Below are 14,507 nucleotides of genomic sequence, written 5' to 3'. Positions count from 1 at the left end.
GAACCGGCCGATACTTAGATCGGCATTTTATACGGTCGGAACAACTGTCTGATTTCGTCCGAGGTCAGCAGCATGGCGTTGTATTCGCGCAATGCGGAGCTGCCCAGATTGTCGGGCTTCCGCGGCTGGATGGCTACGAGCACCTGCTTGCCCTGTTCTGACAATACCAGATACGGCGTCTGTTTGCCTTCCGCAGACTTTTCCATTTTTGCCCATTCCTGTTGAGGGATCGACTGGAAGGTGAGGAGCGTTGCTTTCTTTTCTCCGTTCTGACCGAAGTAGACCATGTGGGCCACGGTTGAATTGGAGTCGGGACTTCGCTCGACGGTGAACTTGTCCTTCCATTTATCCGGGATATGGAAATCGATGCCAAGCGTTGTACTTTGGAAATGATCCTCCACATGCTTTAGGCCGCTGCCGCCATCCCACTGGTAATAGGAAGCGATCCAGGGGATGTCCACCATGGGCAGCTCATCCGTTCCTGGCGGCTGCATATGAATCCCGATCTCGATAATTCCGTCATTGTTGATATCTTCACTATACAGACTGTACGGCTTAAAGGTCAGTTCCATTTGTTCCCTGCTGCCAGCCAATGGCCGCTTCAGCTGGCCATTTTCCAGGATCAGCAGCTCGGTCATAGCGGAATGGGCACCGAGACCGGCTTCGATGAAGATGCCCTTTTTCTCCGCGGACGCTTTGCCGATGATCGCCTTTTCATAGCCGTTTACGTTGCCGTCCAGCTGGATCTCCGTCCATTTTGACACTGTCCCGTCCGAAGCGCCATACACTTCTGCTTTGGAAGCCAGATTGTTGCTGTCATGAACGACGAGGGCCAGCTCTTGATCTTCATCTCCGTCAAGATCGCCTACCGCCATGACGGAATAAGGCTGCTTCAGCAGCTCTACGGGCTGGTTTTCCTTTAGGGAATAAACGGACAGCTCTTTGTTCAGGCCGTCTCCGCCGCCCCAACCGATCAACATCTCCGGAACCCCGTCTCCCGTCACGTCGACGTAATCGACGTAGTCCAATTCACGACCGATTCCAGTGAACGAAGCGGTCTTTTTCCAGTTTCCGCCGCTCTGCGACAAGACGAGGACGCCAATTTCATAATCGGTTTTTTCCGTTTTGTAAAAAGCGATCACTTCCGGCGAACCGTTCCCCGTCAAGTCATGGAGGGCGACAGCGCTGGACTCATCCGGGTTCAACGGCACCGTCAGCTGCGAGCCGGGGGGGAGAAACTGCATGACTGCCTGATTGATCGACTGCTGATTGACATCGGCTGCAGGCGCACGCATCAGCTCGTTGGGAGTGTCGGTAAAGCCGCAGCCGCCGGTCAGCGCGACAGACAAGACAGCCAAATACAGCCAGATTTTTTTCATCTGTCTTTTCGTTCCTTTCTGTTGTTGCTCAAATAGACGCATGATTTCATTCTCTACCTATTGTAGCTTGCCCTTGAGGCAAATTTGTTGCAAACCGGTAAAAAAACAGGGGCAGCCAAAAAAAGGACGAGCACTAAAGAAACATGGCTGCAACAATTTGCGAAGATTCACCGTTTATGTTTACAGAGAAATGAAAGCCATCCATTGCGAATAATGGCAGAAAAGTGGATGGGGCGCAGGCATGAGCCTGGAGCCAGCTTCCGATAACAGCGGGAGAAGCAGACATAAGCTTGCAGAATAAGGGAGGATAAGAAGGAAATGAAAGCATGGCAACGAGCGTTATGTACAGCCGTTTTGGGAGGAGCAGTCACATTGACCTCTACATGGGCGGGCGCCCCCGTCCAGGCACAAGCCAGCAGCTTGCAGACGGCTGTTACGGTTGTGCGGATCGCGCCGGAGGAGACCATCTTGTTCAGTATACAATTTATCGACGGATTCCGCGCGAAGGTAGTGGACAACAAGACGAGAGCAACGACCTATATCGATATCAAGGCAAACAAGGACGAGTACTTGCGCCTAGGGATTTACGACAAGCAGGGGAGGGTGACGCAGCCGACCAACGGGTTTTCCGACAAGCTGGCTGAGCTGGTGCCCTATGTCACCGAGAACGGGTCGATTCAATATGTGGGGCGGCAAAGGCTGTGGGGACTGCACGGAAACGACCGGATCGCTCACGCCACAAGCATCTGGACGCTGGAAAACCAGAAGCCGCAGCTTGTCAGCCTGACTGTAAGCCAGGGCGAATCAGACAACTTTCCGTCTCCTGAAGTGTTCATCAATAGCGGAATTTCACTGGATAAAGACATCACATTTGTACTCGACACCAAGTATGCCGATGTTACCGGTGACGGCATAAAAGACCATGTCATGCTGGTCGGGCACAAAGAGGGGGATGAGCTTGGCCTGCCGGTGGATGACCTGCGCATCGTCGTCCGCGACGGGAGAAGAAACCAGCATTTCTTCGCTTCCGTAGGCAAGATGGATGCTGGATACTTGCCGAAGCTCAGCATCGGCTATATCAATTCGGACAAAGTAAAAGACATCCTCGTGACCATTCCGACCAAAAATGGCCGGGTGTACAGCGCACTGACGTGGAGATATACCAAGTTTGTTCCCTTGATCGATCAAGCAGCGCTCAATAACCCGGGACAGTACAAGGTAACGTTAGACGGGCAAGGAGTCGGGACGACGGTTCAGAGCGTTCGGCCTGCAAAGAAATAAACGTGTGAGCTTGCAAGAAAGCCGCGGACAGGAATCTGCTCCTGTCCAGCGCTTTTGAATCGAATACTGGCAGTCAGGGCTGATCCTTGTCTTTCGTGGACGGGGTCAGCTCTTTTTGCTTTCAACTGCTGAAGAAGAAAAAATGAAATGGTGCTGCTCATTAAATCGTAATCAATACGATTTATCTTGACAACTTTCGTTTGCGGGCTGTAGGATAGCTTATAAATCGTATTTATTACGATTTGTGTAGATTCATTCATTACAATCCGCAAACAGGGAGTTGTACATAAGCATGGTCGACAATCGGATACCCGTAACAGTGCTGAGCGGCTATTTGGGAGCAGGGAAAACGACGCTGCTTAACCACGTGTTGAACAATCGGGAAGGAATGCGAGTCGCGGTCATCGTCAACGATTTAAGCGAAGTGAATGTGGACGGGGAGCTGATTGCCCAGGGCGGCGGGCTGTCCCGCGTCGAGGAAAAGGTAGTCGAGATGTCCAATGGGTGCATTTGCTGCACATTGCGGGAGGATTTGCTTACAGAAGTTGAGCGGCTGGCGACAGAGGGCAAGTACGATTACATCCTGATCGAATCGACCGGGATTGGCGAGCCGGTGCCGATCGCGCAGACGTTTACGTATGTCGATGAAGAAATGGGCATTGATCTGTCCCGCTATTGCCGGTTGGATACGATGGTTACGGTAGTCGATGCCAATCGGTTTTGGCACGACTTTTCATCCGGAGAAAGCTTGCTGGAGCGCGGGCAGGCTGCTGGCGGAGAAGATCGCCGGGATGTCGTGGATCTGTTGATCAGCCAGATCGAATTTTGCGATGTGCTTATCGTAAGCAAGTGCGACCTGGTAGAGCCGGAACAGCTGGATGAGCTGGAGGCGGTCCTGCGGAAATTGCAGCCTGATGCCAGGCTGATCCGGACCAGCCGCGGCTACATTCACCCGGGGGACATCCTGAATACCGGCTTGTTTGATTTTGAAAAAGCGAGCCGTTCTGCCGGCTGGATCAAAGAGCTGGAGCAAGGAGAGCATACGCCGGAAACGGATGAATACGGCATCTCCTCGTTCGTCTATCGCCGCAGAAGCCCGTTTCACCCGGAGCGGTTTGCGAGCTGGCTCCAGGACTGGCCGGAAGAGGTGGTGCGGGCCAAGGGCTTTGTCTGGATCGCGACGCGCAATGACCTGGCGATGACGCTCAGCCAGGCGGGGACCTCGATTGAAATCGGCGCAGCGGGGTACTGGGTTGCCGCGCTGCCTGCTGCGGAGCGGGAGGCTATTTTGGCGGAAGATCCGGAATGGGCAAAAACATGGGATGCCGACCATGGAGATCGCCAAACCGAATTGGTGTTTATCGGCATCGGGATGGACAGGGAAGAGATTGAGCGGAAGCTGGATCGGTGCTTGCTGACGGAGGAGGAATACCGCGGAGATTGGTCCGCCATCCCGGATCCGCTCCCCACATCCGACACGGTTGTGGAAACAGCGCTGCCGGCCACGTAATCGAGACAAACGAATCGGAAAAAATCAAGTCAGGAGGAGCAAACATGCGCGTACAGGTGATTTTGCAATGCACGGAGTCAGGCGACCGGAATTACAGTAATTGCCGACTGAAAGCCCACGGTTTTCATCGTGGGATGAAAGACGGCTTTGCCCGAACATCCCTTCATGGGATGGGCAGGGCAAACCTGATTTGGTATAATCAGGATATGCTCTTTGAGCCGTCAAGCAAAAGACGTTAAAACAATCATCGCTCTTTGAAAACAGCATACATATGGGGTTGCTCAAGCGAATCTTCTTGAGCGTAAAATGTATGAAGTCGTCAAGAACAAGACGCTAAAACATTTGTAAGAGCAAACCTGTGGCAGATGGTAACAGTCTGCCAGCCTACGGAGCTATATGCTCTGCCGTGGGACGGGCTGATGAGACAGCCCTGAACTTGGGGGAACTACGGATAGCAGAAATGCACTTCCGACTACCACCTAAGAATCCCACTGATACCGAAGGTGTCAGCTTGCGGCTTTAGCCGTGGGAGTCTCAAATTACGACGAAATACAAACGGAATCACCCCGAGCGGCTCGAATTAAAAAAGTATTCGCCCCGCTTGAAAAAGCATACGTTGCACCGCGAAACCAAATAAGCGGACTTTCGCCGTTTTTATGACAGGCAAAAACGCAAAAACTCTCCGCCGGATCGGTCCGGGCGCAGAGTTTTTGCGTTGCCGACTATTTTCCCGATAGCGGCCGCTTTTTCTTGGACGTTACGCTTCCTTTCTCAAAGCGATCTGCTCGCGTCCCTCCGCTTTCTCGGAGAAGAAAATCTTCATCAGCGGCGGCGTCACGATCGTGGTAGCAAGGACGACGACGATCAATACGGTAAACATGCTGTCAGCCAAAAGTCCTGCCTCAAGTCCAATCGATGCGATGATCAGCGCGACCTCGCCGCGTGAGACCATCGCGGACCCGATGCCCCAGGAGCTGCGCCAGCCAAATCCGGACATTTTGGCCCCCAGTGCCCCGCCGATAAACTTCGTCAGGACGGCTAAAACGCTGAGGCCGACAATGAGCCAAAAATGGTCGAGAATGCCTGTAAATTGGGCAGATACCCCGATCGAGGTGAAGAACACCGGCACGAAAATGGAGTAGCTGATGGTTTCCACTTTTTCCACGACTTCATGCCGATAATTGGTCAGGCTGATGGCAATGCCGGCGATATACGCGCCAATAATGGCAGCGACACCGGTGTATTCCGCCAGGTAGGCGAACAGGAAACAGATAATCAGGGCGGCAGTCACGACTGCTTCCGTCACTTTTAACGGAGCAAACTTCCGCAAGACCCACGGAACGACCTTCCAAGAGAGCAGGATGACGACCGCAAAGAAGGCTACTTTCTTGAGGACAACCATTCCCAGATTGACATCGCCGCCCGCAAAGCTCATGACAAATGCCAGCGCGATGATGACCAGCACGTCGTCAATGACGGCGGCGCCCAGGATTGTTGCGCCTTCCTTCGATTTCAGCTTGCCCAGCTCTTTCAAAGCCTGGACGGAGATGCTCACGCTAGTGGCGGAAAGCAGCAGACCAAGGAATACAGACTCCAGCGCAGGCAGTCCCATAGCAGCTCCGGCGGCATATCCGAGAGCCAGCGGAACGATGATGCCGATCACGCCGACATTCATGGAGGATTTTCCGCTGCGTTTGAATTCGTCGATATCGGTCTCCAACCCGGCAATAAACATCAGGAGGATGACACCGATCTGGCTGATTTCCTTAAGGATCTCCGTATTGGTGATCAGTCCGAGCACAGAGGGCCCCAGAATAATCCCGATCAGCAATTTGCCGAGGACGGAGGGCTGTCCAAGCTTGGAGCTCACTTCTCCGGCAATTTTGGAGGCGAGCAGGATGACAGCCAGTTGAAAGATTAGCATACAGTATCCCCACCTTTTTCTAAATTGTTTGCAAATGGTAAACAAGCAAAAAAAGCCTGCCACCACTGGCTCTTTTGCGAAAAAAGGCAAAAGAAAGCCACTGGTGACAGGCTCCTCCTAAAAGTTCGTGCTGTTCAAATTATGTAATGATTATATCCTAATAAAGGGTGGAATGTAAATACGTATGTCTCATTTTTTAAATGGGAAAACGTGGGATTTACGAGCGTGAAAGCCAAAGACAAAAACAAAAAACAGCCTGACCTATTGCTGCGGCCAAGCTGTTAGTCTATTGTCAAAAAAGTGTTTATTTGAAGTAATCGGACATTTGGGCAAACACATCAGCGAGAGCGTGCAGGCTTTCAGCTGTCTGATAAGCAAACAGCGGAAGCGCGACCACAAACAACATAGCTTCTCCGATATACTTGGCGATCATACATACCAGCCTCCTTATTTGCGACAGATTCTCTCATCATGCCGGAAACAGGAGTGCGGAGCCGTCATCGTCGCTGTCTACATACCGCAAGCGACGCAACATACGTCTGCGCTGCGGCTGCCTTGCCGCCGTCGGATACGTCTCGACCAAGCAACGATTGATAGAGGGTTCGTAAGTATCGTTCGTACGCCAGCCAGTTGGCAATGTTTGCGGATGACACCACTTCTGTATGTAAAAAACAGAGGTGTAGCAGCCCGCGAACAAGGCGAGCAAGGCGAAGAAATCATCCAGCGAAATCAGAAGAACAAGATCTTCCATCGGTGATTTCCCCCCTTTTTATTGGCGTTTGCAAGAACCTCGGTTCTTGGTACCGATTATTGTAAACTTGAAAACAGGGAAAAGGCAACCTGTAAAGTGTTGGATAAGCACGTTTTTCGCTGTCTTTTGCAGTTCACTGCCGTATTGACAATAGGAACGGTTTTGCCCCTTTTCTGATGCAGGCCCGCAGGATGCTGTTACCGGTGATCAGAAAAACGCTCGTTCAATCGAATCGCCTGATGCGGACGCGAGACAAGCTCTCGCGTTTTTTGGCTTTTCCACCATTTGACAACGGGAGGATTACGTAATAAAATGTTTTTACGTGAATACAAAGTTTCTTGAGGTGTATAAGATGGATCAACAAGTGTTGGAAACGTATGTCGTCGAGTCGCCGGAGCAGGCCATGGCTCTCCTCAATCCGCTGCGAGCCGAAATCCTTGGCCGACTGGCCGAGCCTGCGTCCGCAGCCGAGCTGGCGCGCGGAATCAATGATATTCCCCAGCGGGTCAATTACCATCTCAAGGCACTGGAAAAGGTCGGGTTGGTCCGACGGGTCGGCACTCGTCAGGTGCGAAATCTGGTAGAGGTGCTGTACCAGGCGATCGCCCGCACGTACATTTTGTCGGAAACGCTCAACTGGCCCAAGGAGACCGTCGACCGGATCAAGGACCAAGGCTCGCTGTCCCACCTGATCACCGCTGCGGAACGGATCAAGCGGGATGCGCTTGCGCTCCTTGAGAGGTCGGACCAGCAGGAAGAGGTCCCCAGTGCGACGCTCGATACCAGCATCCGGCTGGCAACAAAGGAGCAGCGCAGCGCTTTTGTGCAGGAGTACGTGCAGTTGGTAAGCCAGCTTGTCGAGAAATACCAGGCAAGCGAGGAGACAGAAGAATCGTATAAAGTCGTTCTGGCCGTTTATCCGCAAATCGCTCAAGGAGGAGAAGAGTCATGACGCCGATGGTGAAAAAGCAAGCCGTTGTCATTTGGGAAAGGGATGGCAGACAGCAAGATCGTACGGTCATCCCCTTTCCGCAGCGAGAGCGCAGCCATGGAAATGTGAAGCAGGAAGCTACGGTGACCAGCTGGACAGTCGGGCCGCAAGAGCGTCCGGCCACTGTCACCGTCGTGTCGTCCGGCTTTGACGCGGCCGAGCGCAAGCAGGCTGCTCCCCAAGCCATGCTGGGCACAGGAGCGGCTGCATAACTTCGTTGTAATCTAACGATGAATAGGCGATAGGAGGAATGAGCATGAATCTGATACCGGTAGTAGTGGAGCAAACCAGTTACGGAGAGCGTTCTTACGATATTTACTCCCGTTTGCTAAAGGACCGCATCATCTTCTTGGGCAGCGCAATCGACGATCAGGTAGCCAATGCGGTGGTCGCTCAGATGCTGTTTTTGACAGCGGAGGACCCGGAAAAGGACATCCACTTGTACATCAACTCCCCGGGCGGCTCCATCACGGCGGGAATGGCCATTTACGACACGATGCACTTCATCAAGCCGGAAGTCTCGACGATATGCATCGGGTCCGCGGCTTCGATGGGCTCTTTCCTGCTGCTGGCAGGGGCTCCGGGTAAACGCTACGCCCTGCCCAATGCGGAGATCATGATTCACCAGCCGTGGGGCGGGAGCCAGGGACAGGCGAGCGACATCAAAATTCAGGCTGACCGGATCCTGAATCATCGCCGTCTGCTGTTTGAGATTATGGCAAAGCGGACCGGGCAGCCGGTAGAAAAGGTCGAGCGGGATGCGGACCGCGATTATTTCATGACCGCAGAGGAAGCGAAAGCGTACGGGATTGTCGACAAGGTCATCGAAAAACTGTAACATACGGGAAAAATTCGCCGCCGGCTCGGCTTTTCCGAAAAAGTTACCCGTACAGAAGCCTTTGCACGCACGATAAAATGGGAATCCTCCCATCCACCGGCAAGGGGAGGGCCGGATGCTCGCACATATGCCATGGAAGATGAAATTTTGGCAGCTCTGGGATTGCACATGGAAAAACATACGTAGCGATTTCCTACAGCCTGACTCTTCGGGCTGTATTTTTTCTGCAACTTGTGGCGAAGGGATCTTTGTCACATGAAAGTTTCGGGAAAAACCGGATCGGGTAATGGTTAAGTCATGAGGGATTCAACTACGATACTTACATCAGGAGGGCAATGTGAAAATAAGTACAAAGCTTGTGGCTACCTTTGCTGTCATGTTGATTTTGCTGATCGGATCGGGCGTTTACAGCCACGTGATGAAGCTCAAGGAGCTAGAGGGCAACCGGGAGCTGATGGAAGATACGAAAATGCTCACTGTGGTTCGTGAAATGCAGTACGTTATCGCCGGTCTCAGCAACGATGAACGCGGTTCTTTATTGACCGGAGAAGAGAGGTTTTACGACTCGCTTTCCCAGAGGACGGAAAAGCTTGACGAAACGCTGGCCAAAGTAAAGGCATTTGAACACATCCCAGCTGAGCAGGAGACGCAGCTGCAAAAAATCGAGGAGCTGGTTTCCGCTTATTCGGTTGAGAGCAAAAAACTGATGGATGCAAATCGAAGCGGGAACCGGGAGGGTGCGTTGCAAATTCATCTCGGTTCAGAGCGGGAGGTCCGCCTGCAGCTAAACGAGCATGTAGAACAACTGGTCACACAGGTTGAGGAAGAAAGAGAAACGGATGTAGTCCGTCTGGAGGCCGAGAGCGCCAGAGTCGGATGGATTCAGGGGGTCATTGCCCTCGTGGTCATCCTGTTTTCCATCGCGATGGCTGTCTACATCGTCCGTTCCATCGTCGTTCCGCTGAACAAGGTGAATGCCCAGCTTCGCGCCATCGCTGACGGAGAAGGCGACTTGACACAGCAGCTTACCGTCGCCTCAAGGGATGAGATCGGGGAATTGGCCACAGCGTTCAACCGCATGATCGGCAATCTTCGCGTGATCATTCAGCAAGTGCGCGGTCACGCTGAGCAGGTCGCCGCCTCCGCCGAAGAGCTCTCGGCCAGCTCGCAGCAAACGAGCAAGGCGACGGAACAAATCGCCACATCCATTCAAAGGGTCGCCGCCGGGGCGGACAAGCAGGTAGAGGGTGTCGAAACGGGCAACCGGGAAGTAAAAGAGATGACGTCCGGCATTCATCAGATCGCCAACCAGGCCGAGATCGTCTCCACTGCGGCTGTGGAAGCTTCCGAGCTTGCTGCGGAAGGCAACCAGACGATCCAGACGACTGTCGAACAGATGAACAAGATGAATGAAACGTTCACAGCGCTTTCCCGTGTCGTTGGCGGTCTGGACGAGCGCTCGCAGGAGATCGTACATATTGTCGAGGTGATCACGGATATTGCCGGACAAACCAATCTCCTGGCTCTAAACGCAGCGATCGAAGCGGCGCGTGCCGGTGAGCAAGGCAGAGGCTTTGCTGTCGTAGCCGATGAAGTGCGCAAGCTGGCGGAGCAAGCCTCTCGGTCCGCACGGCAGATTGCCGAGCTGGTGCAATCGATTCAGGGAGAGACAGGGGAAGCCGTATTGTCCATGGAACGCGGCACGGAAGAGGTCGTCACAGGCATGGCGGGTGTCGTGCGGACTGGCGATTCGTTTGCCCGGATTCGGGAAGCGGTCCAGGAGGTGGCGTCACAAGCCCAGGAGGTGTCTGCGGCCTCCCGCACGCTGTCTGTCAGTACGGACAAAATGGCTCGCTCGATGGACGACATCGCGAGGATCACGGAAGAAACGGCGGCCCAAACCATGGATGTCTCCTCTGCAGCCGAGGAACAGTTGGCCTCGATGGAGGAGATCCACTCGTCAGCCGCGTCGCTGGCCCAGTTGGCGGAAGAGCTGGAAAAACTGCTGGGCAGATTCAAGGTGTAGAATTTTGTATTCGGCAGGTTGAGACTACGCATATGCAGGTAACTTCAAGAAATACAGACGCACATAACCTGGACAAATGAAGGAGAGGATGGCTTGAAGCTGTTCCGTTTTGATCAAGAAGCAGGACGCCCCATCGATAAGTTTGATTCGGTTCACGCCACCATTTCCCGTATCATTCGTACGCCGGGATCCGTACAGATCGGCTGCATCCATCTCGGACCAGGCGGAGTGGTGGGCTATCACCCCGCTGTCGTCGCTCAACTGTTCCTCGTGGTTCAGGGAGAGGGCTGGGTTCGAGGCGAGGAGGAAGAGCGTACGCCGATTCGCGCGGGTCAAGCCGCTTTCTAGGTCGCTGGCGAGGGACATGAGTCGGGCACCGATTCGGGAATGATGGTGATTGTCATAGAGGGTGAAGATCTCAACCCCTCCGTATGACGGCAGGAAATAGACTGTTTCCTCCAAAGAGAAGGGCTGCCCCGCAGCAGGTTTTCTGCTTTTTAGGACAGCCCATTTTACAGTGGCGGCTCTATTCGTCTTCAGCTTCCAGCTTCACTTTTACTTTCACTTTTTCGGTCTTGTCAGGGTCCTCTTTGGATGTAATCGTGACCGAGAGTGTAACGGTTTCCTTGCCATCCTCCGGCAATGCGAGCAGTACGCCCTCATTGTCGATCAGCTCGGGATGGGAGCTCTCGGTGACGGCATAGGTCACTGCATCGGAGTCCTCCGGCAGCTTCAGAACGGCTTCGCCAACCTTGTCTGTATTGACGACATTGGCTTCAAAATCCTCAGCGGCCTGTTTCAGACCATCGGCGTTCTTCTCTGTGCTGCGCTTTCCTTTTTCCGTTTCGTTGATCTCCAGCTTGAACGATTTCCAGGCCTCATACGTTTGGACAACCTGCTCGCCTCTCGGCAGGTCAGGGTCGATCACCTGCGCCACCAGACGCAGCTTGTAGACGCCCGGTTCCAGCTTCTTCGGTATGAGGGAACCGTTGACGTACGTGCCGTCGATGTTGGAGAAGACGATCGGGCCTGGCGCGAACGGTTTGTAATCGTTAAACAGAGCGGCCATCGTGCCGATGTAGGTGTCATCCATGCTGTAGGCTTCAAGCTCGATCACATTGACGCCTTCTGCCTGGAGCAATGCCTCTACGTTGATGGTATCATTTTCGCCGTCACCGTCCGGAGACAAAATGGCGCTGGACAGCTTCATGTTGTCGAGGCCGAAGTGGGTATCCTCCGGCTTGTCGCCCACGTGGATGACGAACGGAAGATGGAGCTTGGGAAGGCTGCGATCCGAACTGCTCAGAAGAACCTCTCCTTCGTACACGCCTTCTTCCGCATCTTTCCTCGGCTCTACGGTAAGGGTAAAGGTTTCGGCTTCGCCGCCGTCCACAGAGATAGTATCGGTCGACAGCTCGACATTGATGTTGTCCGAGTCTGGCGTCTCTTTCGGACGATAAGGATCAGTGGTTACCGAGCTGTGCATTTTGACCTCGGCTCTGTAACGCACTTCTTTGTCGGACGTGTTCTTCACTTGCAGCGTCTGCGAAACAGGCTTGCTGCCCGCTTTCAGCAGCCCGAAGCTGTAGTTGGAGCCGTTGTATTCAATCGTTTCCGCCTCAAAATCTTCATTCAAAATGGTGAGCTGCTCCACTGTCTGCAGCAGGGCCGGCGTTTTCATCGCGGCCAATCCATCGACGCGGCCCGCTCCCTGGGAGTAGACGTCGTAGAGAACATCCTCTTCTTCATACAGCGGCTTCGCCGTGTTGGATAGCGCAGCCTTCACGTCAAACGGAGTCCATTCCGGATGCGCTTGCTTCAGCAGCAAAGCCAGGCCGGCAACGTGCGGAGTCGCCATGCTGGTGCCGTTGGAGCGCGCGTATGCCTTCTCGTAGCTGGCATCGTCGATCAGCTTGGCCCACGCTGGATAAGCGGACAGGATCGATACGCCGGGAGCGCCCACGTCCGGCTTGATCGAGTAGTTGTCGCCGAGCACGGGACCGCGGGAGCTGAAGCTGGCGACCTTGTCTCCTTGATCATTGGTGACCGGATAGTCGCTGGAGAAGGCAAGGGTGACAGGGCTGGACGGATTGTTCAGAAGCTGCAAGGCGAGAGCACGTCCTTCCGTCCCCTTCATGTCAAAGGTCGGGATCGCATCCATCTGGTCGCCCAGCACTGTGTCCACATAACCGCCGCGGTCTTCCGGCGGGAGATTCAGGTCGGCTTGTCCATCGCCGTCCTTGTCGTTTCCGTTGAAGACGATCACGGCGACAGCGCCGGCCTTTTTGGCGTTGATGATCTTGTCGGTGAAGGCGAGGCTGCCTCGGGATACGAGGGCGACCTTTCCGGCTGCGTCTACCTGCTCAAAGTCCCGCTGCGAACCCAGGTTGGCGTATACAACGGGGAGCGGATCGGTGCCGATCAACTCGCGGAAATTGTCTTCTCTGATCTGCCAGGCCATGACGTGGAACTCGTAGTTTTGACCTGAAGACGAGCTGGCGGAAGCGTCGTACAGGACGCTTGGCGAGTTTACCGCGGCGACAGAAATCGGCAGCTTCGCCCCTGCAGGCGAGCCGGCCGTGTAGTAAAATCTGCCCGGCTCGTCGGATGCCGCGTTGCCATTGGCAACCACAGTGATGACGCCGGCCCGCATCGCGTTGTTGACCGCGATCGAGTCAGGGGAGTCGGCGTTTTTTTCCACGTCTGCTCCGAGTGACAGGTTGATCACGTCCATGCCGTCTCTCACCGCTTTTTCGATGCCGTCGATCACCTGTGCGGAGCTGCCGCCTTTGCGGCCGAGCACCCGGTACACGTACAGGTCGGCCTCATAGGCGATTCCTTTTACCTGGACGTCGGACGTTTTGTTCTTGGCGCGCCCGACGATGGTTCCCGAGACGTGCGTGCCGTGCGAAGAGCCCTCATAGCCGCCTTCGCCTTTGGCGTCATCTTCGGGGGAAATCGGCGCTTCCTCATAAGGGTCCTTGTCATTGTCGTAGGAGTCATAGCCGCCCTTGTAGGCATCCTTCAGATCAGGGTGCAGATAGTCGACGCCTGTATCGATGACCCCGACCTTCAACCCTTTTCCGGTGAGACCTGCATCCCACATATCCAGGACGCCGATCTGCTTCAAGGGAGCGATGTCGTATTTGAAATCGCGGCCGCTCATCGCGTCAAGCTCGACATCGGGGATCGTGTAGATCGTGTTTTCATAGATCGCCTTTACCTGCGGCAGATTGGCCAGCTTTTCAATTTCACTTCCGGGCAGCGTCATTTCCATGCCGTTGAAGACATGCGAAAACGTCCGTTCTACATCCACGTCGATGTTTTTGTTGCGCGCTTCCTTTAAGAAGGAGTTTTGCTCGCGGGAGATGCGCGACTCAGCCGAGAGGGTGGAGGAAGAGCGCGAACCGCGTTTGTAAGACACTTCGCTCGCGGCCGGTTCTCCCTTTAGCTGCACGATGACGCTTACCTCTTTCCGTGAGGTTGTGTTGAGACGGGGAGAGATTTTCGCCGTGGCGGCTCCTTGCTCCACGACTGCGTTGGTTACGCTGTTCAGCTTTGACAGCTCTCGTTTGCTCAACTCTTCGGAAGCGTAGACACTGCCGGGAGCAGCGCTGAACAGTAAAGCTGCGGAGAGCGATAAGGGAATGAAAGATTTCGCTTGCTTTTTCACACATTCTCCTCCTGTCATTTTGATATAATTCTAAATATTGGTAATTTATTCGCCCGGAGAAACTATTTTCCTTCATGGAAAAGTAGTTTTTTTCAAATAATTACAAACATTTACTGTTTTTTCTTCGACAAAAA

General features: G+C 53.9%; 13 protein-coding genes and 1 pseudogene. 9 read left to right on the top strand and 5 right to left on the bottom strand.

Features of this window, described 5'->3' with window-relative positions; genetic code table 11:
* Positions 1–14: 14 nt before the first annotated feature.
* Complete coding sequence (locus Q3F21_RS23885) at positions 15–1,379, bottom strand: VCBS repeat-containing protein (RefSeq protein ID WP_340258594.1); 1,365 nt, start codon at positions 1,377–1,379, stop codon at positions 15–17.
* A 318-nt stretch (positions 1,380–1,697) separates the two neighbouring features.
* On the opposite strand from Q3F21_RS23885, the gene Q3F21_RS23880 reads away from it, so the two are divergent.
* The 4 genes and pseudogenes from Q3F21_RS23880 to rpmG all read left to right on the top strand — a co-directional run.
* Complete coding sequence (locus Q3F21_RS23880; RefSeq protein ID WP_340258592.1) at positions 1,698–2,660, top strand: hypothetical protein; 963 nt, start codon at positions 1,698–1,700, stop codon at positions 2,658–2,660.
* A gap of 292 nt (positions 2,661–2,952) precedes the next feature.
* Complete coding sequence (locus Q3F21_RS23875) at positions 2,953–4,170, top strand: GTP-binding protein (RefSeq protein ID WP_340258590.1); 1,218 nt, start codon at positions 2,953–2,955, stop codon at positions 4,168–4,170.
* Between the two features lie 44 nt (positions 4,171–4,214).
* Complete coding sequence (locus tag Q3F21_RS23870; protein WP_340258588.1) at positions 4,215–4,409, top strand: hypothetical protein; 195 nt, start codon at positions 4,215–4,217, stop codon at positions 4,407–4,409.
* Between the two features lie 299 nt (positions 4,410–4,708).
* A pseudogene (gene rpmG, locus Q3F21_RS23865) lies at positions 4,709–4,807 on the top strand (50S ribosomal protein L33); the annotation flags it as partial.
* A 120-nt stretch (positions 4,808–4,927) separates the two neighbouring features.
* Here rpmG and Q3F21_RS23860 read toward each other — a convergent pair.
* The 3 genes from Q3F21_RS23860 to Q3F21_RS23850 form a co-directional block, all read right to left on the bottom strand.
* The gene (locus Q3F21_RS23860) at positions 4,928–6,094 is read right to left on the bottom strand and encodes a monovalent cation:proton antiporter-2 (CPA2) family protein (protein WP_340258586.1); all 1,167 of its coding nucleotides are present in this window, start codon (positions 6,092–6,094) and stop codon (positions 4,928–4,930) included.
* 304 nt (positions 6,095–6,398) lie between these two features.
* Positions 6,399–6,527, bottom strand: coding sequence for a hypothetical protein (locus Q3F21_RS23855; RefSeq protein ID WP_340258584.1), 129 nt, complete (start codon positions 6,525–6,527; stop codon positions 6,399–6,401).
* 36 nt (positions 6,528–6,563) lie between these two features.
* Positions 6,564–6,845 carry a hypothetical protein gene (locus tag Q3F21_RS23850; RefSeq protein WP_340258581.1) on the bottom strand — a complete coding sequence of 94 codons (282 nt, stop codon included), beginning with the start codon at positions 6,843–6,845 and terminating at the stop codon, positions 6,564–6,566.
* A gap of 352 nt (positions 6,846–7,197) precedes the next feature.
* Here Q3F21_RS23850 and Q3F21_RS23845 point away from each other — a divergent pair, with 352 nt between their 5' ends.
* The 5 genes from Q3F21_RS23845 (at position 7,198) to Q3F21_RS23825 (ending at position 11,048) form a co-directional block, all read left to right on the top strand.
* Positions 7,198–7,797 carry a winged helix-turn-helix domain-containing protein gene (locus tag Q3F21_RS23845; protein WP_340258579.1) on the top strand — a complete coding sequence of 200 codons (600 nt, stop codon included), beginning with the start codon at positions 7,198–7,200 and terminating at the stop codon, positions 7,795–7,797.
* Complete coding sequence (locus tag Q3F21_RS23840) at positions 7,794–8,048, top strand: hypothetical protein (RefSeq protein ID WP_340258577.1); 255 nt, start codon at positions 7,794–7,796, stop codon at positions 8,046–8,048. The genes Q3F21_RS23845 and Q3F21_RS23840 overlap by 4 nt, the downstream gene beginning before the upstream one ends.
* Positions 8,049–8,092: 44 nt before the next feature.
* Complete coding sequence (gene clpP / locus Q3F21_RS23835) at positions 8,093–8,674, top strand: ATP-dependent Clp endopeptidase proteolytic subunit ClpP (RefSeq protein ID WP_340258575.1); 582 nt, start codon at positions 8,093–8,095, stop codon at positions 8,672–8,674.
* A 337-nt stretch (positions 8,675–9,011) separates the two neighbouring features.
* Positions 9,012–10,700: a methyl-accepting chemotaxis protein gene (locus tag Q3F21_RS23830; RefSeq protein ID WP_340258573.1), complete on the top strand. Its 1,689-nt coding sequence runs from the start codon at positions 9,012–9,014 to the stop codon at positions 10,698–10,700.
* 93 nt (positions 10,701–10,793) lie between these two features.
* Entirely contained in the window at positions 10,794–11,048 is a 255-nt protein-coding gene (locus Q3F21_RS23825) for a cupin (RefSeq protein ID WP_340258571.1), read from the top strand.
* 178 nt (positions 11,049–11,226) lie between these two features.
* Here Q3F21_RS23825 and Q3F21_RS23820 read toward each other — a convergent pair whose 3' ends face one another.
* The gene (locus tag Q3F21_RS23820; RefSeq protein WP_340258569.1) at positions 11,227–14,373 is read right to left on the bottom strand and encodes a S8 family serine peptidase; all 3,147 of its coding nucleotides are present in this window, start codon (positions 14,371–14,373) and stop codon (positions 11,227–11,229) included.
* Positions 14,374–14,507: the final 134 nt, after the last annotated feature.

The organism is Brevibacillus borstelensis (genome assembly GCF_037834415.1).
Taxonomy (GTDB): Bacteria; Bacillota; Bacilli; order Brevibacillales; family Brevibacillaceae; genus Brevibacillus; species Brevibacillus borstelensis_A.
Note: the sequence above shows the minus strand (reverse complement) of the source record. Positions and strands in the feature narration are given on the sequence as shown.

Excerpts from the sequence above, each read along its gene's own strand:
- Q3F21_RS23870 (WP_340258588.1), top strand. The coding sequence starts at position 4,215 with ATGCGCGTACAGGTGATTTTGCAATGCACGGAGTCAGGCGACCGGAAT.
- Q3F21_RS23880 (WP_340258592.1), top strand. The coding sequence starts at position 1,698 with ATGAAAGCATGGCAACGAGCGTTATGTACAGCCGTTTTGGGAGGAGCA.
- Q3F21_RS23850 (WP_340258581.1), bottom strand. The coding sequence starts at position 6,845 with ATGGAAGATCTTGTTCTTCTGATTTCGCTGGATGATTTCTTCGCCTTG.
- Q3F21_RS23885 (WP_340258594.1), bottom strand. The coding sequence starts at position 1,379 with ATGAAAAAAATCTGGCTGTATTTGGCTGTCTTGTCTGTCGCGCTGACC.
- Q3F21_RS23860 (WP_340258586.1), bottom strand. The coding sequence starts at position 6,094 with ATGCTAATCTTTCAACTGGCTGTCATCCTGCTCGCCTCCAAAATTGCC.
- Q3F21_RS23840 (WP_340258577.1), top strand. The coding sequence starts at position 7,794 with ATGACGCCGATGGTGAAAAAGCAAGCCGTTGTCATTTGGGAAAGGGAT.
- Q3F21_RS23845 (WP_340258579.1), top strand. The coding sequence starts at position 7,198 with ATGGATCAACAAGTGTTGGAAACGTATGTCGTCGAGTCGCCGGAGCAG.
- clpP (WP_340258575.1), top strand. The coding sequence starts at position 8,093 with ATGAATCTGATACCGGTAGTAGTGGAGCAAACCAGTTACGGAGAGCGT.
- Q3F21_RS23875 (WP_340258590.1), top strand. The coding sequence starts at position 2,953 with ATGGTCGACAATCGGATACCCGTAACAGTGCTGAGCGGCTATTTGGGA.
- Q3F21_RS23855 (WP_340258584.1), bottom strand. The coding sequence starts at position 6,527 with ATGATCGCCAAGTATATCGGAGAAGCTATGTTGTTTGTGGTCGCGCTT.